This is a genomic window from Ruminococcus intestinalis, assembly GCF_014288065.1.
GTDB lineage: Bacteria > Bacillota > Clostridia > Oscillospirales > Acutalibacteraceae > Ruminococcoides > Ruminococcoides intestinale_A.
Window position 1 is genome coordinate 361,817 of record NZ_JACOPS010000001.1, and the last position, 23,794, is coordinate 385,610.

20 protein-coding genes, 1 tRNA gene and 1 riboswitch are annotated in these 23,794 nt (G+C 39.4%); of the genes, 12 read left to right on the plus strand and 9 right to left on the minus strand.

What is annotated here, in order from left to right:
• Position 1 precedes the first annotated feature (1 nt).
• The 6 genes from H8R91_RS01785 (at position 2) to H8R91_RS01810 (ending at position 6,295) form a co-directional block, all read left to right on the plus strand.
• Positions 2-727, plus strand: coding sequence for a Stp1/IreP family PP2C-type Ser/Thr phosphatase (locus H8R91_RS01785; protein WP_022235470.1), 726 nt, complete (start codon positions 2-4; stop codon positions 725-727).
• Positions 728-747: 20 nt separating this feature from the next.
• Complete coding sequence (pknB, locus tag H8R91_RS01790; protein WP_186934630.1) at positions 748-2,838, plus strand: Stk1 family PASTA domain-containing Ser/Thr kinase; 2,091 nt, start codon at positions 748-750, stop codon at positions 2,836-2,838.
• An 11-nt stretch (positions 2,839-2,849) separates the two neighbouring features.
• Positions 2,850-3,737: a ribosome small subunit-dependent GTPase A gene (gene rsgA, locus H8R91_RS01795; protein ID WP_186934631.1), complete on the plus strand. Its 888-nt coding sequence runs from the start codon at positions 2,850-2,852 to the stop codon at positions 3,735-3,737.
• A 12-nt stretch (positions 3,738-3,749) separates the two neighbouring features.
• Positions 3,750-4,379 (plus strand): thiamine diphosphokinase, encoded by a 630-nt coding sequence (locus H8R91_RS01800; protein WP_022235473.1) that lies wholly within the window; start codon positions 3,750-3,752, stop codon positions 4,377-4,379.
• A gap of 53 nt (positions 4,380-4,432) precedes the next feature.
• Positions 4,433-4,508 (plus strand) — tRNA-Ala (locus H8R91_RS01805).
• 158 nt (positions 4,509-4,666) lie between these two features.
• Positions 4,667-6,295, plus strand: a complete 1,629-nt coding sequence (locus tag H8R91_RS01810; protein ID WP_186934632.1) for a PASTA domain-containing protein — start codon at positions 4,667-4,669, stop codon at positions 6,293-6,295.
• Positions 6,296-6,423: 128 nt separating this feature from the next.
• Here the strand turns inward: H8R91_RS01810 and H8R91_RS01815 are convergent, their stop codons facing one another.
• A complete protein-coding gene (locus tag H8R91_RS01815) occupies positions 6,424-7,092 on the minus strand; it encodes a helix-turn-helix domain-containing protein (RefSeq protein ID WP_178586146.1) in 669 nt (222 codons plus the stop codon).
• 72 nt (positions 7,093-7,164) lie between these two features.
• On the opposite strand from H8R91_RS01815, the gene H8R91_RS01820 reads away from it, so the two are divergent.
• From H8R91_RS01820 to H8R91_RS01840, 5 genes are all read left to right on the plus strand, one after another.
• Positions 7,165-7,794 carry a histidine phosphatase family protein gene (locus tag H8R91_RS01820; RefSeq protein WP_186934633.1) on the plus strand — a complete coding sequence of 210 codons (630 nt, stop codon included), beginning with the start codon at positions 7,165-7,167 and terminating at the stop codon, positions 7,792-7,794.
• Positions 7,795-7,931: 137 nt separating this feature from the next.
• A complete protein-coding gene (gene leuB / locus H8R91_RS01825) occupies positions 7,932-9,002 on the plus strand; it encodes a 3-isopropylmalate dehydrogenase (RefSeq protein WP_186934634.1) in 1,071 nt (356 codons plus the stop codon).
• A gap of 24 nt (positions 9,003-9,026) precedes the next feature.
• Entirely contained in the window at positions 9,027-9,746 is a 720-nt protein-coding gene (locus H8R91_RS01830) for a CpsB/CapC family capsule biosynthesis tyrosine phosphatase (protein WP_186934635.1), read from the plus strand.
• 99 nt (positions 9,747-9,845) lie between these two features.
• The gene (locus tag H8R91_RS01835; RefSeq protein ID WP_186934636.1) at positions 9,846-10,808 is read left to right on the plus strand and encodes an alpha/beta hydrolase; all 963 of its coding nucleotides are present in this window, start codon (positions 9,846-9,848) and stop codon (positions 10,806-10,808) included.
• A 47-nt stretch (positions 10,809-10,855) separates the two neighbouring features.
• The gene (locus tag H8R91_RS01840) at positions 10,856-11,380 is read left to right on the plus strand and encodes a methylated-DNA--[protein]-cysteine S-methyltransferase (protein ID WP_186934637.1); all 525 of its coding nucleotides are present in this window, start codon (positions 10,856-10,858) and stop codon (positions 11,378-11,380) included.
• 280 nt (positions 11,381-11,660) lie between these two features.
• On the opposite strand, the gene groL is transcribed toward H8R91_RS01840, so the two are convergent.
• The 6 genes from groL to H8R91_RS01875 form a co-directional block, all read right to left on the minus strand.
• Positions 11,661-13,289, minus strand: a complete 1,629-nt coding sequence (gene groL, locus H8R91_RS01845) for a chaperonin GroEL (protein ID WP_186934638.1) — start codon at positions 13,287-13,289, stop codon at positions 11,661-11,663.
• 36 nt (positions 13,290-13,325) lie between these two features.
• Positions 13,326-13,610, minus strand: coding sequence for a co-chaperone GroES (locus H8R91_RS01850; protein WP_022235482.1), 285 nt, complete (start codon positions 13,608-13,610; stop codon positions 13,326-13,328).
• 190 nt (positions 13,611-13,800) lie between these two features.
• Positions 13,801-14,955: an Mbeg1-like protein gene (locus H8R91_RS01855; protein ID WP_186934639.1), complete on the minus strand. Its 1,155-nt coding sequence runs from the start codon at positions 14,953-14,955 to the stop codon at positions 13,801-13,803.
• Between the two features lie 480 nt (positions 14,956-15,435).
• Positions 15,436-16,620: a methionine adenosyltransferase gene (gene metK, locus H8R91_RS01865; RefSeq protein WP_186934640.1), complete on the minus strand. Its 1,185-nt coding sequence runs from the start codon at positions 16,618-16,620 to the stop codon at positions 15,436-15,438.
• A gap of 53 nt (positions 16,621-16,673) precedes the next feature.
• Positions 16,674-16,770, minus strand: a riboswitch (SAM riboswitch).
• 98 nt (positions 16,771-16,868) lie between these two features.
• A complete protein-coding gene (nrdD, locus tag H8R91_RS01870; RefSeq protein WP_022235485.1) occupies positions 16,869-17,168 on the minus strand; it encodes an anaerobic ribonucleoside-triphosphate reductase in 300 nt (99 codons plus the stop codon).
• A 351-nt stretch (positions 17,169-17,519) separates the two neighbouring features.
• Complete coding sequence (locus H8R91_RS01875) at positions 17,520-18,578, minus strand: glycoside hydrolase family 25 protein (RefSeq protein ID WP_186934641.1); 1,059 nt, start codon at positions 18,576-18,578, stop codon at positions 17,520-17,522.
• A gap of 182 nt (positions 18,579-18,760) precedes the next feature.
• Here H8R91_RS01875 and H8R91_RS01880 point away from each other — a divergent pair, with 182 nt between their 5' ends.
• Entirely contained in the window at positions 18,761-19,294 is a 534-nt protein-coding gene (locus H8R91_RS01880) for a nitroreductase family protein (protein WP_366476975.1), read from the plus strand.
• Between the two features lie 76 nt (positions 19,295-19,370).
• On the opposite strand, the gene H8R91_RS01885 is transcribed toward H8R91_RS01880, so the two are convergent.
• Both H8R91_RS01885 and H8R91_RS01890 read right to left on the minus strand, forming a co-directional pair.
• Positions 19,371-19,682: a YbjQ family protein gene (locus H8R91_RS01885; protein ID WP_022235488.1), complete on the minus strand. Its 312-nt coding sequence runs from the start codon at positions 19,680-19,682 to the stop codon at positions 19,371-19,373.
• 15 nt (positions 19,683-19,697) lie between these two features.
• Positions 19,698-23,741, minus strand: coding sequence for an efflux RND transporter permease subunit (locus H8R91_RS01890; RefSeq protein ID WP_186934642.1), 4,044 nt, complete (start codon positions 23,739-23,741; stop codon positions 19,698-19,700).
• Between the last annotated feature and the right edge of the window lie 53 nt (positions 23,742-23,794).

A 23,794-nucleotide genomic window follows, 5' to 3' on the forward strand; every position in this document is an offset into this window, starting at 1 on the left:
CTTGGAAGTCTTTAGCAAAAGTGACATTGGCTTAGTTCGTTCACAAAATCAGGACGATTGCCGCTTCGGAGTTATTTCTCCCAGCTGTGCTTGGGCAGTAGTCTGTGACGGAATGGGAGGTGCCAACGGCGGCAACATAGCGAGTGCAACAGCTGTGGAATACATAAGCTCCAAAATAACCGATTTATACAAGGACGATATGACCAAAGAACAAATCGGCGAGCTTATAGCAGAAATTGTTGTAAACGCAAATATGAAAATATATGAACTTTCTTTGAAAGATCCCGAACTTACGGGAATGGGTACAACCTGCGAGTTTGTTTTTGTAAAGGATACCACGGTTCATATTGTCCATGTTGGCGACAGCCGTACCTATGCAATAAGGGGCGGCAAAATCAAACAGCTTACTGAGGATCACTCTGTTGTACAGGAAATGGTGCGCAGAGGTGAGCTTACCTATGAACAGGCACAGAATCATCCCAATAAGAATTTTATAACAAGAGCACTCGGAATAAAACCGTCCGTAAGGCTTGACTATATAGAGGCAAACTTTATTTACGGTGATGTTCTTTTAATATGCACAGACGGACTTTCCAATTGCATTACAACAGGCGATATGGTTAAAATTTGCCACGAAAACAGGGGCGAGGATCTTATTAATAAGCTTGTTGACAAGGCAAAGGAAGGCGGCGGAACCGATAATATTACCGCCACGGTTATTTATTGAGAAACGGAGAGTGAAATAAATTGGATAAATATATCGGCAAAAGACTTGATGGCCGTTATGAAATTCATGAGCTTATCGGCGTTGGCGGTATGGCTAATGTATATCGCTGTAACGATACTCTTGATGACCGTGAAGTTGCCATTAAGATTTTAAAAGATGAATACCTCAATAACGAGGAATTTATCCGTCGTTTTAAAAATGAATCAAAGGCTATCGCAACACTTTCACACCCTAATATTGTTAAGGTGTATGATGTCAGCTTCGGTGATATGATTCAGTATATTGTAATGGAATACATTGACGGCATTACACTTAAAGAATACTTTGATCAGCAGGGTATCATTGAGTGGAAAGAGGCTTTGTATCTCACAAGTCAGGTTCTTAAGGCTTTACAGCATGCGCACGAGCATGGCATTGTCCACCGTGACATAAAGCCGCAGAATATTATGCTTTTACAGGACGGCACAATCAAGGTTACAGACTTTGGTATTGCCCGTTTTTCCGACAAAGCTACACGCACAATGACAGAACACGCAATTGGTTCGGTTCATTACATTTCACCGGAGCAGGCGAGAGGTGAGGCAACAGACGGCAAGTCTGACATCTACTCGGTCGGTGTTATGCTTTATGAAATGCTCACAGGTAAACTTCCTTTTGACGCAGACAGTGCAGTTTCAGTAGCTCTTATGCAGCTACAGTCAACTCCTAAGCGCCCGAGAGAGCTTAATCCCACTATTCCTATCGGACTTGAGCAGATTACAATGAAGGCTATGGAAAAGAATCCTGCCGACAGATATAATTCTGCCGCTGAAATGCTCAACGATATGGAGCGTTTCAGACTTAATCCGTCTATTGTATTTGATTATTCAAAATTTGTTGATAATCAGCCTACAAAGTTTGTTACTTCACTTAAAGATACAAAAACAAACAGTACAAAGTTTGATAAGGCTGTTGCAAAACCGGAGGAAACTCCCGAACCTGAAATCGAAACCGCAGAAGAGGAACAGAAGGTTGAACACAAGCCGTCTTATTACGCAATTAAGGGTATTGTAATTTCTGCCGTAGTTGTGGTTGCCGTATTTGTAGGTCTTGCAATTTTCAGAGGATGTTCGACTTCACAGGCTAAAGATGTTGAAATACCGAATTTTGTCGGTAAAACTTTGGCAGAGGCCAATGCCGACAACAAAGACAATTTTAACTTTGTTGTGGAGAGCAAGTATGACGCTTCAAAAGAGCTTGGTGTAATTCTTGAACAGGAGCCTGCCGCTGATTCAAAACTTGTAAAATCAGGCTCACAGATTACTCTTAAAGTAAACGGAACAGATACAAATGCTTCGGTTCCTTATGTTCTTAATTATTCCGAAAAAGACGCATCTGCAATTATTGAGGAAAAGAGCCTTGTTCCAAAGATAATCTATGTTGAAAACACTAAAACTCCTAAGGGATATGTTGCAGAAGTATTCCCTAAGGCAGGTGTTCATACAAATATCGGTTCTACCGTTTATATTTACATTGCAAACGGCGAGAGAGATGAAAAGGTAACTATTCCGTCAGTATCCGGACTTTTACTTTCAGAGGCTAAAACAAAACTTGTTGATGCAGGTCTTACTGTAGAAACAGTTTACGATGACGAAAGTAAAGAGGCAAAAGACACAGTTCTTTCACAGTCACCGTTGCAGTACGGTAAGGTAGATAAAGGTACTGTTGTAACCCTTACTGTAAGTTCGGGCAAGGGTGATGTGGCTACAGTAAATGTATATGTAGATTTACCTACAAATGTTACCGAATCGGTTGAGATGACTGTAATTGTAGACGGTGTTGTTGATACTAAGTATTCAAAAACACTTGTGCCGCAGTACAATAAGACCTGTACTCTTGAATTTACTGGTTCCGGTACTTCAAACATTGTGGTACAGCTTGACGGTCAGGTTTACCGTGAATATTCAATTGATTATTCAACACTTGTTGTATCACAAACAGCTACTCACGAGTATGCGGTACCTACAACCGCACCTGTTGCAACAGAGCCTGCATATACAGAGCCGCCTGTTACAGAGCCGCCATACACACCGGTTCAGCCAACAGATGCAACCGAACCTTCCGAGGCATAGTATTAATTGATATGAGCAGTAACGAAGGATTATTGATGAAAGTGCTCGGCGGTTTTTACTATGTCGAGTGCGACAATCAAATATATGAATGTAAAGCAAGAGGAAGTTTCCGCAAGAGCGGAAATTCTCCTCTTGTTGGCGACAGGGTGAAAATTTCTGTTCAGAAAGAGGGCTTTGCCTCTCTTGACGAAATCCTGCCGAGAAAAAATAAATTAAAGCGACCGCCGCTTGCTAATATTGATATTCTCGTAATCGTTTGTTCGACAGTTTCGCCAAGTCCGAATTATGCGGTTATCGATAAAATGACCGCCGCTGCGATTAACAGCAATATGCAACCTGTAATCGTCATTTCAAAAGATGATATTGAAAGCGGTGAAAAGGTTGCCGATATTTACAAAAATGCGGGATTTGAAGTTTTTTGTACTTCTCCGCTAAAATCAGATGAAGCAGAGAGATTAAAGGCCTTACTTATGGGCAAAACTTCTGCTTTTACAGGCAACAGCGGTGTGGGTAAGTCAACCTTGTTAAATATGCTTTTTCCTAACCTAAGCCTTGCAACAGGTGAAATAAGCGATAAACTCGGACGAGGCAGACATACTACAAGAGCAGTTGAACTGTTTAATCTTGACGGCTGTTATATCGCAGACACACCCGGATTTTCAACCGTTGATTTGCAGAGATACGAAATTATTGATAAAGACGAACTTCAATATTGCTTTCCCGAATTTAAAGAGTATCTCGGAGAATGTATGTTTACTTCGTGTTCTCATACTTGCGAAAAAGGCTGCAGAGTTTTGCAGGCACTTGCTGACGGAGATATTGAGAAAACCCGTCACAACAGTTATGTCGCTATGTACAATGAGGTAAAAGATATTAAAAAGTGGCAGTTAAAAAAGTAAAGGGGAATTAAAATGCGTTGTACGATAATTGCGGGCTCGCCTGAAGCGGATATAGATTTTATATCGGAACAGGTTAAGGACTGCAATTATCTTATTTGTGCCGATAAGGGCTATGAATATGCAAAAAAAGCAGGTGCAAAGCCTAACCTTATAGTCGGTGATTTTGATTCGTACAGCGGTAATTTACCCGATGATTGCGAAGTAATCAAGCTCAATTCACATAAAGATGATACAGACCTTTTGCATTGCATAGAGGTTGCACTGTCCCGTGGATATGATGATTTTGTTATCCTTGCCGCAACAGGCGGAAGATTTGATCATACCTTTGCAAATATTTCTGTTCTTATGTATCTTGATAAAAAAGGTGCAAGCGGAATAATCGTTTCCGACAAAGAGATTATTCGCTTTTTGAAAATGGGCGAATATAATTTTGACGGAAATAAAGGAAAAACTTTTTCAGTCTTTCCTTTTGCCTGTGACAGTGTGAATGTATCTTACATAGGTGCCGAGTATTCGGCGGAGAATCTTATTTTAACTGCGGAAGAAGCAATGGGCATTTCAAATATTTTTATTTCTGACAGAGCAAATGTAAAAATAAATTACGGAAATGCAATAATTATTATTAATCAGTTCATAAATTAAATTTAATTTGCAAAAACATTATATAGTATGCGGTAATTTTTAAACACCAATATGGGGGTATAGCTCAGTTGGGAGAGTGTCTGACTGGCAGTCAGAAGGTCATGGGTTCAAGCCCCATTATCTCCACCACTTAGTTTTATAAAGAGATGTCATTGTTATATAAACGGTTGTAATAACAAAATTGTAACTATAATGACACTCATTAGTCTTGAAAAGAATTATAACCTTATGATATAATATATTAGTATCATTTCGTTTTGTGTTATTCTATTTGGAGTTGAATTTTTATGTCATTATGTATGGGTTGTATGCAGGAACTTAACGGCAGTGTAATCTGCCCGAACTGCCATTTTGATAATTCAGAAGTTCAGTCGGCACCTTTTCTGCCTTTCGGCACAGAGCTTGCAGGCAGATATGTAACAGGTACCGGACTTGAAACTAACGGTGAATCAACACGCTATATTGCTTTTGACAAGCAGACGGGCGATGTTGTAATTGTAACTGAATTTTTACCGATCGGTCTTTTTTCAAGAGATGAAGGACAGACGGAATTAAAAGTTAATTACGATGACAGACTTGCTTTTAATAAACTTAGAGATGAGTTTATTTCATATTTTCGCATTATTTCAGAATTAAAGGATCTTTCGGCACTTACAAATATTGTTGATGTTTTTGAAGAAAACAATACAGCATATGCTATTGAAGAAAAAGAGGACCTTATTCCTTTTGAAGAATATATTGAGCGCAGCAACGGTCATCTTGACTGGGATATTGCAAGACCGCTCTTTATGCCCGTAATTTCGGCACTTGAGGCTCTTCATAAGCGTGGTGTCGGTCATTATGCGGTAGCGCCTAAAAATCTGTTTATTACTGCTTCGGGTAAAATCAGAATGGCAGGCTATGCTACGGAAAATGAGCGTAAGCGTGGTACAGCGCTTAAATCTCAATTGTTTTCAGGCGCAGCAGCACCCGAACAGTATGAAGATAATTTTCCGCTTGATGATATTACGGATATTTACGGACTTTGTTCTACACTTTTCTATGCACTTACAGGTCATCTTCCAAATAGTGCGGTTGAGCGTTTAAAAGACAGCAGACTTCTTATGAGCACATCTACTGTAAAGAGTTTGCCTCCTCATGTTGTATCTGCACTTGCAAACGGTTTACAGGTTCAGCGTGAGAACAGAATTACAGATTTTGACGAGCTTCGTTCTCAACTTTCCGTTGCACATACCGCAAAGGCTATTCAGGACGAAATTTCGAGAACAGCAAGTATGAATATTACAAAGGAGCAGTCACGCCGTAATAACGGTATGTCGCATGCTTCCATTGTTACTATTTCTGTTGCAATTACAGTTCTTGTACTTGGTATTGCCGGTGTATTTTGGGTTATGCAGAATCCGCTTGCAGGATTATTCTCGGGTAATACTGATGCCACTGCAGCGTCTACATCAAGCACGGAATGGACAGGTCCTGTTGTTCCTAACTATGTCGGAATGAAGTACGAAGATGTTGTAAAGGCTGCGGCTTCCGATGACAGCGTTGTGGTTTACAGAGATTACAATGATGCTTACAGCGATAAATATGCCGACGGTGTTGTAATGGAACAGTATCCTCCGGCAGGTTCTAAAGTAGATCAGGAAGACGGTATTACAGTTTCTGTAACAGTCAGTCTTGGTGCTCAGATGCGTGAACTTCCTGCAATTCAGGGTAATAAAATTGATGAGGCTGCGCAGTCGCTTGCAGATGCGGGACTTCTTGCTACAGCTGAATATCAGTACAGTGATACAGTAGCGGAAAACAGAGTTATCGGCTACAAAAATCATGTTGCAGGCGATACTCTTGAAAGCGGTTCTAACATTATAATTATTGTAAGTAAGGGCAGACAGCAGACTACAACTCAAGCAACTTCCTGATATTAAAGCTAAAAATAATGGCTGAATCAATTGTATATTGACTCAGCCATTTTGATTTAAGAATTTAAAATTTATATTACAAATCAATTTGCTAAACCATAATTATCCGACTTTTTACTAAGAACCGTTTATTTAAACTTGCTTTTTACGCTTTTTTCCGCATTCCTTACCAATGTAAAAAGTGAAGCAGTACCTTTTTCAAAATATCTTGAAAGCAAATCGGGTGAAAGAGCAATTGATGTATTTTCGGTCTTACTTTCGATTATAGCGTCAATCATAGCAAGGTCGAGCGTCATAGCTGCGCTGCAAAGACTTCTGTACTTGCTTTTGTTCAGCGTAAATAAATCCTGCGGGTTGCTTTCTTCACACGAATATACCGAACGAAATGCCTGATACTGGGCATTCATAAGATAGTTGCTTACAGCGTTTGTCAGCTTTTTGTTTCCGAGTTTATCGAGTATATCGAAAATAACTGCGCTTGTATTCATTACAACTTTTTTGTTGATCATAGCGACCATATTGCTACCCGGCTCAACTGTCGGAATCTCCGCATCGGGTATATTGACAGGCTGTGCCTGCTGACCGTTTCTGTTCGGTGTTCTGCCAAGCAAATAATCACAAGACACATCATAATATTCGGCGGTTTTTACGAGAAAATCAAGTCCACATTCTCTTATTCCTTTTTCGTAATGAGAGAGCAGCGCCTGGGAAATACCCAAGTCCGCCGCTACCTGCTTTTGGCTTAATCTGCGTTCTCTTCGCAGCATTGAAATTATCATAGGAAAATCACTGTTCATTGAAAGCACCTCTTTTATACGAACAGTATAATATATTAATTACAATTTGTAAATACCATAGGAGTTACAATTATGAAATCTTATATTATTCACTTTCTTCGCCACGGAAGTATAGACGAAACTTTATCGGGCAAGTACATAGGCACTACTGATGTTCCGCTTTCGGATAAAGGAAAAACAGAACTTAGAAAACTTGATTACGAATATCGTTATCCGGGTGCACAGGCAGTGTTTACAAGTCCGTTAAAGCGTTGTACACAGACTTGCAAAATTCTTTATCCGGAGCAAAATCCGCTTGTCATCGCCAATCTTTCGGAATGTAATTTTGGCGAATGGGAGGGAAAAACCGCAAATGATTTAAACGAAGATGAAGATTTCCAAAAATGGCTTGCGGGTGACCCCTCGGTAAAACCTCCGAGAGGTGAGAGTAATGCCGATTTCACACGCAGAATCTGCAAAATGTTTGAAAGCATTGTTGAGGGACTTATCAAAACAGGCACAACAGAAAGCGTTATTGTCACACACGGCGGCGTTATAATGACCTTGCTTGCAGTGTACGGAATGCCACAGGCAAAGCCTTTTGAATGGGTTATGGACAACGGTTTCGGCTACTCCGTAAGAATTACACCGCAGCTTTGGCAGAGAGATAAGATTATGGAGGTATTCTCGGTAATTCCTGAAAAAAAGGATATTGAAGATTAATTTTTAAAATAGTACGAATTGTAGCGCAGTTTACAATCTTTTGCGAAAGATTGTGCAATAATGTAATATAAAGGTGTAATAAAATCATTTATTTATGCCTATACTGACAAATATATTAACTCAAAGGAGATATTAATATGGCAGACTACAAAATCGTTTTGTTAAAAGGTGACGGTATCGGTCCTGAAATCGTAAACCAGGCTGTTAAGGTACTCGACAAAGCAAGCGAAAAGTTTAATTTTACAGTAGAATATGACGAGGCACTCCTCGGCGGTTGTGCTATTGACGCAACAGGAGTTCCGCTCCCTGATGAAACAGTTGCTAAATGTAAGGCAGCAGACAGTGTGCTTTTAGGCGCAGTAGGCGGTCCTAAGTGGGATAATCAGCCGGGTAATAATCGTCCCGAAGCAGGTCTTCTCGGAATCAGAGGAGCACTCGGACTTTTTGCAAACCTTCGTCCTGCTGTTATTTTTGAACCTCTTAAGAAAGCATCACCGATTAAAGATGAAATTATCGGCGGTTCACTCGATATTATGATCGTTCGTGAACTCACCGGCGGTATTTACTTTGGTAAGAGAGGCAGAACAGAAGTTGACGGTCAGCCTGCCGCATGGGACACAGAACAGTATTCCGTACCGGAAGTAGAGAGAATTGCAAGAGTAGCTTTTGACCTTGCTATGAAGAGAAATAAAAAGCTCACAAGCGTTGATAAGGCAAATGTACTTGAGTCATCAAGACTTTGGAGAGAAACAGTAACAAGAATTTCTAAGGAATATCCCGAAGTTGAGCTTAACTATATGTATGTTGACAACTGTGCTATGCAGCTTGTAAGAAACCCGGGTCAGTTCGATGTTATTGTTACTTCAAATATCTTTGGCGATATTCTTTCTGATGAGGCGTCAATGATCAGCGGTTCAATCGGTATGCTCGCATCTGCAAGCCTTTCAGAGAGCAAGAGCGGTCTTTACGAGCCAATCCACGGTTCGGCTCCTGACATTGCAGGTCTTGGTATCGCAAACCCGCTTGCAACAATTCTTTCTGTTGCAATGATGCTCCGTTATTCACTTGATCAGCCAAAGGCAGCAGACGCTATTGAGGCAGCAGTTACCAAGGTTCTTGAGAATAACCGTACACCGGATATTTACGAAGAGGGTACAAACAAGGTTACTTGTGAGCAGATGGGCGACCTCGTATGTGAGGCACTTTAATATCTAACAGAATGGAGGAGTAAAATGCAGTTGTACGATATGCACTCGCATATACTTCCTGGAATTGATGACGGAGCGCCAAGCGTAGAAAAAAGCCTTGTTATATTAAATGAACTAAAAAAACAAGGCGTAACAAATGTTTGTCTTACTCCTCATTTTTATACAAATGAAATCAGTGCAGAGGATTTTGCCGCACAAAGACAGCATGCGATTGATAAACTTATGCCGCATATTCCTGACGGTATGAAAGTTGTTGTTGGTGCGGAAGTTTATGTCACTCGATATATGTTTAACGGAGATGACTTTTCCTGCGCTTGTTACGGCAACTCCAATTACATACTTACCGAGTTTGCTTACACATCGCAGTTTTCAAGTCACACTATGGAGTATTTTGTAAAACTTACAGAGAATTACAATATGATTCCTGTTCTTACTCATGTTGAAAGATACCCTGCTTTAATCAACGATCCGTCTATTATCGGTGAGCTTAAGGATATGGGTGTAATTATCCAGACCAACACCAATTCTTATACCAAAAAAGCGTCGTTTTTCTCAAAACTTAAGCTTATAAAACTTATAAAAGGCGGATATATTGATGTTATCGGCAGTGATGCACATTCATTGACCCATAATGACCCACGCACATTTACAGAGGCTTTGGACTTTATTTCTGCAAAATGCGGACAAAGCACAGTAAGAAAAATGATGAGCAATGCGGAAGAAATCTTCAACAGCGCACTTTGATAACAATAAAGGATGTACTTTTTCGGTACATCCTTTTAATTTTATACTAAAATCTTACAGGTACGGATATACTATTAAGAGCAGTAAAAACCTTGCCTTATGAAATGGGGAATAGCCGTGTTTGAGATTTTAGTGGGAATATTGTTGTTTGTTTTACTTCTCGTTGTTTGCAGTGTGCTTGTGTCTGAATATCTGTTTAAAATGATTATTTACAGGCAAAAAAAGAGCAGTTGTCAAAAGGACATTGATGCCGTAGCAAGCTGGTACAGGCATTATCCGATTGCAAAAACAGGCAGATTATGGCTTGAAAATATGCCATATATTAATGTTTATATAAAGTCTTTTGACGGATTGCGATTATACGGCGCTTTGCTTGAAAACGAAAAATTTTCCGATAAAATTATTATTTGTGTTCACGGCTTTACAGGCAGCGGTAAAAAGGATTTCGCAAGCCTTGCCCGTACTTATTATTTAAACGGGTATAATGTACTTCTTGTGGATAACAGGGCACACGGGCAAAGTGAGGGCAAATATGTAGGCTTTGGAGTGCTTGACAGATTAGATCTGCGCAATTGGGTGAAATATACTGTAAATCGTTTCGGCAGTAATATAAAAATATTTTTGCACGGTATATCTATGGGCGGAGCAACTGTACTTATGGCAAGCAGTATTATGCCAAAAAATGTGCGTGGCATTATTGCAGACTGCGGATTTACAAGCGTAGACGAAATTTTTGAGTATGTACTGAAAAGAGATTATCATCTTCCGAGATTCCCTATCATTTATCTTACAAATATTATGTCAAAAATTCGTGCCGGATACGGATATAAAGATGTTAATACCGCTGCGGAAATTGCAAAATCGGATATTCCTGTTTTATTTATCCACGGAGAAAATGACGAATTTGTACCGCTTTGGATGACTATGAAAAATTATTCTTACTGCAAAGCATATAAAGAGCTTTATATAGTGAAAGATTCCGAACATGCCGAGTCGCATTATATTGATAAAAAAGGCTACGAAAGGCGAATCCTTACATTTATAGAAAAAATAAGCAAATAGCCGACAAATAGGGAATAAAATCCTACTTGTCGGCTTGGGGAGAAATTATGCAGTACATAAATTATTACAGTTCACCGCTTGGAAAAATTACTTTTGCAAGCAACGGAAAAGAACTTACGGGATTATGGTTTAAAGGGCAAAAATATTTTGCCTCTACGCTTACTAAAGAATATGAGCAAAAAAATCTGCCTGTTTTTGAACAGACAGCAAAATGGCTTGATATTTATTTTAGCGGCAAAAATCCCAATTTTACGCCGCCTTTGTTTTTATCGTCAACTTCGTTTCGTAACGAAGTTTGGAAAATACTTTTGACTATACCGTATGGTAAAATAATGACATATGGTGAAATAGCTAAACTTATGGCTGAAAACAGGGGAGTAGAGAAGATGTCTGCACGGTCTGTGGGTGGCGCAGTGGGACATAATCCTATTTCAATCATTGTTCCGTGCCACAGGGTAGTAGGTACGAACGGAAGTTTGACAGGCTATGCGGGTGGTGTTGATATTAAAGAAAAACTTTTAAAATTTGAAAATGTCGATATGTCTAAGCTGTTTGTGCCTAAAAGTAAATAGTTTGAAAAATTTAAGCTGCAAAACTTTTTTAATAGACTTTTGCCATTGTGTTCAAGTAGCAAAACAGGAAAATATTTGTGGGCTTTGCCCACGCCCACAATCTTATAAAAGTTCGACCAAACTTTTATAATTGCTTGGCTTATGTGTTTCGCTAAACCGTATTTATTCTAACTTTTATAAAGAACCGTTTAAGTATGTTTAATTATAAACATAAAAAATCTGCCATACCAAATCAGGTATGGCAGATGAATTTTTAAGGGATTTTATAAGGAGCTTTAAATTAGTACATACCGCCCATATCAGGAGCAGCAGGTGCAGCAGGTGCTGCAGGCTCTTTAATATCTGCAACGAGTGACTCTGTTGTTAGTACCATTGCAGCAACAGAAGATGCGTTCTGGAGAGCAGAACGAGTAACCTTTGTCGGGTCAACGATACCTGCCTCAATCATATCTGTATATTCCTCTGTAAGAGCGTTAAAGCCGTAACCAACCTTGTTAGCTTTCTTGATATTTTCGCAGATTACGCTACCCTCAAGACCTGCATTTGCGGCAATCTGACGGAGCGGCTCTTCAAGAGCTTTAAGAACAATCTTAGCGCCTGTCTTAGCATCACCCTCAAGTGTATCAACAAAAGCGGAAACAGCAGGAATAGCGTTCATACAAGCGATACCGCCGCCTGCTACGATACCCTCTTCAACAGCAGCCTTAGTAGCGGCAAGAGCATCTTCGATTCTGAGTTTCTTTTCTTTCATTTCAACTTCGGTAGCAGCACCGACTTTGATTACTGCAACACCGCCTGCGAGCTTAGCAAGACGCTCCTGAAGTTTTTCACGGTCAAAATCAGATGTTGTTGTTTCAATCTGCTGACGAATCTGTGCAACTCTGCCCTTAATAGCGTCCTTGTCGCCTGCACCGTCAACAATGATTGTGTTCTCTTTCTCAACCTTTACCTGACGAGCAGTACCAAGCTGATCCATTGTTGTATCTTTAAGCTCAAGACCTAAGTCTGATGTAATTACTGTACCGCCTGTAAGTGTTGCGATATCCTGTAACATTTCTTTTCTTCTGTCGCCAAAGCCCGGTGCTTTAACAGCAACACAAGTAAATGTACCTCTTAACTTGTTGAGTACGAGAGTTGTAAGAGCTTCGCCCTCTACATCTTCGGCAATGATAAGGAGTTTTCTGCCTGACTGAACAATCTGCTCAAGAATAGGGAGAATTTCCTGTGTATTTGAAATCTTCTTATCTGTAATAAGAATGTATGGGTTGTCAAGTTCTGCAACCATCTTGTCTGTATCTGTTACCATATAAGGAGCAATGTAACCACGGTCAAACATCATACCTTCTACAACTTCGCTGTAAGTTTCGGCTGTCTTTGACTCTTCAACTGTGATAACACCGTCTGTTGTAACCTTTTCCATAGCCTCGGCAATGAGCTTACCGATGAACTCATCCTGTGAAGAAACTGTAGCAACTCTTGCAATATCGTCAGAACCTGAAACCTGCTTGCTGTTGTCAGAAACAGCCTTTACCGCAACATTGATAGCGTCTGCAATACCTTTCTTAAGAACCATTGGGTTTGCACCTGCTGTTACATTCTTCATACCCTCTCTGATAAGAGCCTGAGCAAGAAGTGTAGCTGTTGTTGTACCGTCACCTGCAACATCGTTTGTTTTGATTGAAACTTCCTTAACAAGCTGTGCGCCCATATTCTCAAATGGGTCGTCAAGCTCAATTTCCTTAGCAATTGTTACACCATCGTTTGTGATGAGCGGAGCGCCGTACTTTTTGTCAAGTACAACATTTCTGCCCTTAGGGCCGAGTGTGATTTTAACTGTATCAGCAAGCTGGTCAATACCTCTCATAAGAGATTTTCTTGCTTCTTCACCATAAGCAATTTGTTTAGCCATAATTAATTACCTCCAAAATATATCAAATAAAAATAATTATTCTACTGTTGCAAGAATATCTGACTGACGAACGATTGTGTACTCTTCACCGTCAATCTTAACTTCTGTGCCTGCATACTTGCTTGCGATTACTTTGTCGCCGACATTTACATACATCTTAACTTCGTTGCCGTCTACAACACCGCCGGGGCCTACTGCAACTACTCTTGCAAACTGTGGCTTTTCCTGTGCGGCAGATGAAAGAATGATACCGCTCTTTGTTTTTTCTTCGGCTTCTTCAACCTGTAATACTACTCTGTCAAGTAATGGTTTAATACTCATAATATAAATCCTCCTAAAAAGTTTATGTGTTATTTCGGTTAGCACTCTGTATCCTTGAGTGCTAATTATATTTTATACCATTTTTTAGAAATGTCAAGAGAAATTTGACTAAATTTGACCTTTAATTTATAAACAATTAAATTTATTTGTACAGCACTGCATTATAATTCGTATATAGAACTAAAATAACTTAAACAAGCCCTTTTTTCTTTAGTTTACCTTTAGGTTCAGGTTTATTTATTTCATAGCCGTTTTTAATGGAAAGTTTTGCAAGCAATGCAATTCCGTCCGTAAGAGCCTTTTTAGATTCATTGTCTATCTTATTAAATGCTTTAATCATGGTCGGTATATTTTTTATGCCTGCCTTTCGTATGTCGTCAAAGGTGATTTTACCGCCTTCTGCCATAATTTGAAATACAGAGTCTATGATTTGTTTTTTCTGTTCGGTTGTAAGTCCGTCAATAAGCTCTTTCATATTTTTTTCGGCAAATTTAATACTCTTGGTATCTTCATCAAGGTGTACAAAGTGTGTGCCTACTACATTCCAGCTGAAAGCATCGTGCTGCCAGAAAGAATGACTTGCGCTTTTTACTATTATATAATCTTCATCATGCTCAAGTAACATACCCACAAATGATGACTGCGGAACAAAGGTAGTGATTCTGTCGGCAATTTCTTTGTGCTGCTCACTTTCTATGAATTCCTTTGAAAAACCCGGACCGTCGTTGTTATATACAGCTATTATTCTGTCTTTGATTTCAGGAAAAGTATTTACAGCGGAATAGATTGCGAGATTTCCGCCTTTGGAGTGACCTCCGAGGTATATTTCGCTGTTTGGATATTTGTTTGCAACCATACTCAGATATGCCGCTGCGTTAAGCTGTGAGGGAATATTGTCGGTTATGGCAATCATACAATCTTCTTTCCAACCGTTGAGCGTATTGTCTGTGCCACGGTAAGCGATAAATAATTTATCTGTATCAAAATGAAAAGTGCAAGCGCCGAATTGCATTGGATTATCTTCGCAGTCATATGCCGCAAAATCCGATACATATATATTTTTTAACCTGTTGCTTTTAGCTGATTCGGATAATAACTTGGTTATTTCCTTGCCGACTGTGTTGTAAAAATCTTTAAATACATAGTAATCTTTAAAAACAACATCACGCTTTTCTTTAAAATAAAGTTTATTTATGTCGGAAAGCGGAAGCTGTGATTTTTCTGTATATCCCGAAAAATCAAGATAAACAAGCTCTGAAAATATAAGAGCGTCAACTTCGTTTAAAGGTGAAATATCAAAACCTAAATCGCCACGCCATTTTAAATAGTTTATAAGATTATTCATAACCCACCTCGCAATATTAATAATTAAATTTTATAAAATTTGCACTTAAAAAGCAATATAATTCACATAAAATTCAGAAAGCCCACTGCAAAATATGCAATGGGCAATTTTAAGTTTATTTTTGTTGTGCTCGTCTTAAAATGTCAGGTAAAGAATTGAATATTACCTGTATATTGAATATTACCTGTATATTTAATATTGCTTTATCTTCACCGAATTTTTTTGTTTTTAAAACCGTTCACAAGCATACCTGCCGCAGTCTTGGCAAAGAGGTCGCAGATAAATATTTTAAAATCATCTGTAACGGATATATTGTTTTGAATTTCGCAATTGTTTACAACTTTCTTTTATAATCTAAATAATTATAAAAGTTTGGTCAACCTTTTATAATTTTTTGACTTAAGGATAGAACCGACAAATTATAAAAACCGCTCTCCTAAGAATTTTTTAGAAGAGCGGTTTGTGTATTTGTTTTAATAATTATTCGTTAATAGCTTTAACGAGAGCCTGTGCTTTGTCTGTCTTTTCCCAAGCAACGCCGAGTTCTTCTCTGCCCATATGACCGTAAGCGGCAAGCGGACGATACTTTGTTTCTTTAAGCTTTAACTGCTCAATAATAGAATTCGGACGGCAGTCAAATACCTTTTCCACAGCGTCTGAAAGCTGTTCGTTTGTGTAGCTTGATGAACCGAAAGCATCTACCATTATTGATACAGGTTTAGCAACACCGATTGCATATGCAAGCTGAACCTCGCACTTATCGGCAAGACCTGCGGCAACAATATTCTTTGCGATGTATCTTGCGTAGTAAGCGGCACTTCTGTCAACCTTTGTCGGGTCTTTACCGCTGAATGCACCGCCGCCGTGACGAGAAAATCCGCCGTAGGTATCAACTATAATCTTTCTGCCTGTAAGACCTGAATCGCCTACAGGGCCGCCGATTACAAATCTGCCTGTCGGGTTGATGAAATATTTTGTGTTTTCGTCTAAAAGCTCGGCAGGAATGATTGGCTTTACTACATATTCAACCATATCTTTTCTGATCTGCTCCAGTGTAACATTTTCATCGTGCTGTGTAGACACAACAACGGTGTCTACCCTTACAGGTGTGTCACCCTCATACTCAACGGTTACCTGTGTTTTACCGTCAGGACGAAGGTAGGAGAGAGTACCGTCTTTTCTTACCGCTGTAAGCTGTTTTGCAAGCTTGTGAGCAAGTGAGATAGCAAGCGGCATAAGCTCTTTGGTTTCGTTGCAAGCGTAGCCGAACATCATACCCTGGTCGCCGGCACCAATCTGATTGTTAGCGTCATTTTCGCCGTCTTTAAGCTCGTAGCTTTCGTTTACGCCCATTGCAATATCAGGGCTCTGCTGGTCAATAGAAGTGAGTACAGCGCAAGTATTGCCGTTAAAACCGCATGCCTGGTTGTCATAGCCGATGTCATTTACAACTTCTCTTGCGATACCTGCAATGTCAACATAGCAGTCTGTAGAAATTTCGCCCATAACATGAACTACACCTGTTGTAGCGGTTACCTCGCAGGCAACATGAGCGTTTTTATCCTGTTCGAGAATAGCGTCAAGAACAGCGTCGGAAATCTGGTCGCAAACTTTGTCGGGATGTCCCTCTGTTACTGACTCAGAAGTGAAAAAATGTTTTGCCATTATAATTCTCCTTTGCAAAAAATAAGCACCTTTCAGCCGAAAGGTGCTATTAAGACTCATCTTTCGGTAAATACCGCAGGATTTGGCACCTTGCAAATGCAGGTTGCCGGACTTCACAGGGCCTGTTCCCTCAGTCGCTCTTGATAAGATAAATATTAACTTATTGTTTTAATTATATACCGTTATATCGACAAAAGTCAACAAGAAATAACAGGTATATTATAAAATCGGATAATCAAACAAAAAAATTATGCGATTTCATCAACAGAGCAACATTCTGTACAAGGTACGCTGTGCTTTACTCTGTCTTCAACCTCGGCACGCTTTGCGTTGTTAAAGCGGTCAACAGTACCTACAAGGTAGCCTGTAATTCTGCGGATTCTTTCAAACGGAACAGAATCATAGTCATACTTAACATCAACATAGTCGCCGTCAACTGTGAGTTCAACATTCTTGATATATTTATCCGGATTTGCCTCTCTAAGCTGTGTTGTGTATGCCTCAATTTCCTTTTTGCTAAGCTTTCCGCCCTTTACATTTACTGTCATAATAAATCCTTCCCTTTCGTAATTTCATAATCCTCTTTAATGTATAATGTAACTTTTAATTCTTTAAAAGCATATATCTTGTAGAGTAAATCTATTATAGCACAACATCTTGTTGTATGCAATATCAAAATAGGAATTATTCGCACAAATAAAAGTAAGTATTTTTGTTTATTTTTACAGTTGACAAATATATAAAAGCAAAGAGGACAAAAGTTTTGCCCTCAAATAACAATTTTTATTAGTTTAATTTCCCGATTTGTAATTGTATATGAATATTTTAGGTATATGAATATTTTAGCACAAAATTTTTTATTTCAAGCAAATAAGGCGATGCTTCCACCGCCTTATATATTATTCGAGCACCAATAAAACTCTGTCTATGTTGTTACCAAAAAGTCCTGCGTAGCCGTCCTGACCGTTTGAAGTTTGGTCGTCGTGCTGCCAGTCAAAATATTCTTTGCTTATTGCCGAAACTTTATATTTTGCAACAAGATATTTGTTAAGACTTTCGGCAATACTCTGCGGTGTGGTGTAATACACTCTGATTGCGTCAATTTTACTGCCGTTGCCCGCATAACCGTTTTCTAAATCGTCAATGTCATATCCGCTGACTTTCGGCAGCCATCCGCTTTTAGTGTGAACCTGATACCACACCTTGCCTTCACTTACTTTTATTGCAATATCCGTAATTGCTTTGCCTTTTAAACCTGCGTAATCTTCAAGATTTTTTACTTCGGGCAGCCAAACACCGTCACAGCGCACTCTGTAGAAAATATCCGGTTTGGTTATTTTTCCTTTGTCTTTATCGTCTTCTTTTTTGCTGTTGAAAACGCTTTCGTTAAATATGATGTTCGTATCAATATTTTTGCCGTAACCGCTTACTCTGCCTGTTGAACTGTTCTGCCATATATCACAGTTTAATTCATTTACGGAGTTATATTGTGCAAGCCAGATACTGTACTTTTTCTTTAATTTATCGTAATCGAGAAAATTATTAAACCAATTCAGATTAGCATATACACCTGCTCTGTAGTTACTTTTCTTGATCGTTTCGCAAAAGCGTTCCGCAATTTCTGTAAGTTTTGCTTTGCCGAGTTTAGTTTGTGAATTATCTTCCAAATCATAATAAATCGGCATATCAAGAGATTTGTTATTAATGCATTCAAGGCAAGCCCTTGCCTCTTTTTCTGCATCGCCGACGCTGTCTGCGTAACTGTACCAGTACACACCAATCATCATATTTTCGCTTTTTGCGTTTTTGTAATGACTTTCAAACATACTGTCTTTCTGACTTGATTCTCTGCCGTAGCCTGCTCTTATAATGACAGCTTTTATACCGTCGCTTTTCATTTTGTTAAAATTAATGCCTTGCTGAAATTCTGAAATATCAACACAGCTTACTTTTGCCATAAAATCATCCTTTCAAATTGATAAAGTTTACTTTAGTATAATATTAAAAATAATACCAAAAGTTAAACTTTTCATTTACAGTGCTTAAAGTGCTAAAATTGCAGAAATTAGGCTAATTTTATTGTAAAAAATTTTATTTTGTGCTAATATTACCTTATAAATAAAATGAAATCGGAGGTATTATGATGGAATTATCAAAAGTAACGGAAACTCGCAGAAGCGTAAGAGAATACATAAATAAACCTGTTGAAACAGAAAAGTTAAGAGAGATGATTGCGGCGGCTCAACTTGCACCGTCATGGAAAAACTCGCAGGTATCACGCTACTATGTGGTAACAGGCGAAAAACTTGCAGATGTTAAGAATGCATTGTCGCCTTACAATCAGAAAAATGTTGCAAACGCTCCCGCACTTATTGTTACCGCAATTGTGCTTAATCGTTCCGGATACGAAAAGGACGGTACACCGACAAACGAACTCGGCAACGGTTGGGGATTTTACGACTGCGGTTTGCAGAGTATGAATCTTTTGCTTAAGGCAACAGAACTTGGACTTTCAACTCTTGTAATGGGTATAAGAGATAACGAAAAAATCAAGGAAGTTTTGAATATTCCCGAAACCGAGGCGGTAGTAAGCGTAATCGGAGTAGGCTACAGCAATGCAGAGCCTGCAATGCCAAAGCGCAAGGCTATTGAGGATATTGCAAAATTTTTTTAATTTAATATAGCAAAGCGTAAAGTAAAAACCTGTACAGCAGTTGCCGTACAGGTTTTTTTGTTATGGCTTTACAGTTTTAAATAAATTTAACTGCTGTGCCGTAAGCAAGCACTTCGGCAGCCTGCTGCATAACAGAAGCTGATGTGTAACGAACGCATACAATAGCGTCCGCACCCATTCTTGCAGCCATATCAATCATACGCTGAGTGGCAATATCTCTTGCCTTGTTCATCATTTCAGTGTATGATTTAAGCTCGCCGCCAACCATAGTTTTAAAGCTCTGTCCCATATCGCTGAACATATGCTTCGACTGAATTGTGTTGCCTTGCACAAGACCGAGTGTGGCCAGGTTTCTGCCTGAAATTGTTTCTGTAGTAGTTAGTATCATAATTTTTCTCCTCAATTAAATATCTATTTCCTCAAGGTCGCTTTCGCTAACTTTGCGAAGTTCTTTTTTGCTTAAAATATCGTAAATTACAGGAACAATATAAAGAGTCATAATTGTTGCGTACAGCAAACCGCCGATACATACAATAGCGATAGGCTGCATAATCTCTGAACCTGTGCCTATACCGAGTGCCATAGTTGAAAGTCCGAGAACGGTTGTGATTGCCGTAATAAGGATAGGCCTCATTCTTGTTTTGCCTGCCTCTACAATTGCTTCTCGTCTTTCTTTGCCCTCAAGTCTTAGGTTGTTGATGTAGTCAACAAGTACGATACCGTTGTTTACGATAATACCGCAGAGCATTACAAAACCGAGCAATGCCACAACGCTGACATCAAAACCTGTAATAAGCAATCCGAGAAATCCTCCCGTAAATGCAAGAGGAATTGTAAACATAATGATAAACGGTGACTTAAGGCTCTGGAATTGAGCAACCATAATAAGGTAAATAAGAATTACGCCTAAAAGCATCATAAGCAGCATTTGATTTACAGCTTCCATTGTGCTCTCGTTTGAACCCGAGTATTCAATACTGCAGCCGTCAGGAAGTTTATAATCATCAAATACAGCTTTTGCCTTGTTTGAAACATCGGTGTTTGTATAACCGTCTTTTAAAGTACCGCTGACTTTAATATAACGCTTTTGGTCACTTCTTGTGATTGAATTCATTGATTCGGAATCTGAAATCTCGGCAACTTCGGAGAGTTTTGTGGTCTTTTCGTTGCCTTCTTTGTCTGTATAAGTGAGTTTAATATCCTTGATATTGTTTTTTGTAACATCACTGTTTTCGTCTTTGATTACAACCACATCAAGGTCTTTGCCGCTGTTTGTAAGGGTAGAAGATGTGGTTTCCGAGGTGATTGCGGCGGCAATCTGCTGATATACCTGTGCAACCGTAAGTGATTTTTTGGCAGCCTTTGTTTTATCGACAGTTACCTTGATTTCGCCCGAAGTAGCACCGATGCCGTTATCGGTTTCGTCAATACCGTCAACCGCAGCAAGTTTTTCCGCCATATCTTTTGCGGTATTCTGCAAAGTTTTGAGGTCGTCACCGTAAAGTTTGATTGATACACCGTCATTACCGAGCATAGCTGACATTGAGCTTGAAGAAGAGCTGCCGCTTACAACCACATCTCCGTCAATACTTTGAAGTTCTGCTTCAATTTCTTTGCTGATACTTTCGCTGTTCTTTACTTTGTCGTCTTTGAATACTGCATATGCCATAACAGAACCTTTGTCTGCATCGGAAGAAGATACAGAGCCTGTAAGACCCATAAGGCTTGTTGTTGAACCTGTCATAACACCAACAGTTTCAAATTCGTCATACGTTGAAAGAGTGTCGAGTAGGTTTTGTGCGGCGTCAATGGTATCATCCATAGTAGCCGAGTCGTCAAGGCTGACTGTTACGGAAAGCTCCGTGCTTGCCATATTCGGCATAAAACTGAAGCCTCTTGCCACAGCACCGAACATACTGCCAAAGAGAAGTACAACTGCAGCGATAAGTGCGATTGCTCTGTGCTTTAATACAAAACGAATAGATTTTTCGTAGCCGCCGAGCATTTTATCAAACATTCCGTGCTTAACAGGTTTAACCTTTCTTAGCATACGCTGACCCATAGCAGGCACAAGCGTAAGGGCAACAATAAGGCTTGCAAGCAGGGAATAGGTGATAGTAAGCGCCATATCCATAAATATCTGACGGGTAAGACCCTCTATGAATACGATAGGGAAGAATACGCAAATTGTTGTAAGTGTAGACGATGCAATTGCGCCCGCAACCTGTTTAGCACCGTTTAAAGCGGCTTTTACAGGCGGCACACCCAAATTGCGCAGTCGGTATATATTTTCAATTACTACAACCGAGTTGTCAACAAGCATACCTACGCCGATTGCAAGTCCCGACAGCGAAATCATATTGAGAGTAACACCGCTGAAATACATCAGCACAAGTGCAAAAATAACGCTGATAGGAATTGAAAGCGCAACAATGATGGTTGGTTTAATATCTCTTAAGAAAAGGTACAGAATTATAATTGCAAGTACAGCACCCATAAGAAGATTCTGTAAAACGCTGTTTATAATAATATCTATGTAGTCGCCCTGGTCCATAAGGGTGGTAAAGTGCAGACCTTCGTTTTCCTGTGTAAGAGAGTTGAGCTTTTTGGCTATATTTTCGGAAACAGTAGCGGTTGCGGCATCACTCTGCTTTGAAAAACTGAATACAACGCCGGAGTTTCCGTTAATCTTTGTGAATACCTCGTCCGAATTGTCAGCTATAAATACATCTGCAACATCGCTTAGTTTTACAACGCCGATACCGTCAATTCCCGTGTCAAAAAGAGAAAGCGACTGCATTTCTTTATCGCCGTCTATTTTGTCGCCGACACGCACAAGATATTTAATATTTTCGTCATCACTTACATATCCTGCAGGCATTGAGAAATTTTGTGCCGTAAGAATATTTGAAACATTGCTTATTGTAACAGTGTTTGTCATATCGGCGGCTTTTTTGGCTTTATCTTTTTGGTCGGAGAGTTCATCACTTGCGGATTTTAATTCTTCTTGAGCGGAATTAAGCTGGGTTAATGCACTGTTTACTTCACTTTGCTTTGTGTTTAGAGCAGAAAGTCCGCCCGAAAGCTGATATGCCGCAAGAGATTGCTGTTTTTCTATCTCTGAAAGTGCCTGATTTACAGATACGGTATTGTTGTCAAGACCTTTTACAGCGGCTGCAATTTGTGTAATACCGCCGTCTACTTGAGATATTTTATCCGCAATTTCCGCTATTGTATCATCAAGTTTTTCCTCTGTGGTGTCAAGTCCTTTTAATGCCTCAACTGTTTGAGTTATTGCTTTATCTACATTTGTAAGAGCATTTTTTGCATTATTAAGTCTTTCTTCAAGCTTTTCTTTCGGAAAACCGTATTTATCAAGTTCTTCATCTATTTTAGCAAGGATTGCTCTTACCTGTGCAAGCTGCTCGTCTGTAAGATCTGGGTTTGCAAGTTTGCTAAGCGCATCTTTGTAGTCGTTGTATATTTTTTCAAAAGTTTCTATCTGTTGTGTAAGCTGTACTTTTTCGTCCTGCAAACTGTCAAGTTTTTCTTTTATCTGTGTTAATGTTTGGTAGGCGATTGTCAAAGTTTGCTTGGTTGCAGTAAGCGACTGCTGTTGGTCAAGCAACTGCATTTTTGCATTCAAAATTTCAGTGTAACCGCTTTGTGCCTTACCTTGGGCGTCAGCAAGCTGTTTTGCAACTTCTTCCTGTTGAGAATTTAAGTCGTTTATTGACTGCTCGATGGTATCACTGCCTTGCTCCGCTTTAGAAATATTGTCCTGCAATTCTTTCTTTGCATCGGAAATTTTCTTTTCCGCATCGCCGAATTTGTCATTGAGAGCGTCATTGATTTTTGCGTTGAGAGCGTCAATCTTGGTTTGCGAAATAATAACATTTTCCTTTTGAGTTACAATACCTTTTGTAGATACAGAGGCTACACCGTCAATCCCCTCAAGCTGATTTTTCAGTTCGTTGTTTACATAGTCGGAAATTTGCACTGTATCGTAACCGTCGTAATCAACCGCAACCATAGCTACAGGCATCATATTAGGGTTAATTTTCATAAGGTACGGACTGCCTACACCGTCAGGCCAAGCATCTTTGATAGTGTCAAGATTGCCTCTCATATCAACGGTAGCGGTGTCCATATTCGTACCGTCCTCAAACTCAAGTGTCAACATTGAATAGTTGTCAGATGAGGTGGAGGTGATGGTTTTTACGCCGTCAATGGTTGAGAGTGACTGTTCCAGCGGTTTTGTTACCACCGTTTCAACTGTTTCCGGAGTTTGTCCCGGATAGGTTGTAAGGATTATTGCATACGGAAAATCCATATTAGGCAGTAAGTCAGGCGTCATTTTAAATACCGACACTATACCCAATACAATTACCACAATAACCGCCACAAAAATTGTCATCGGCTTTTTTACACTTAGTTTTGGCAGCATATCATTCCTCTTTCATTGATTATTTCCATAAAATAACTGTTTAATAAATTATT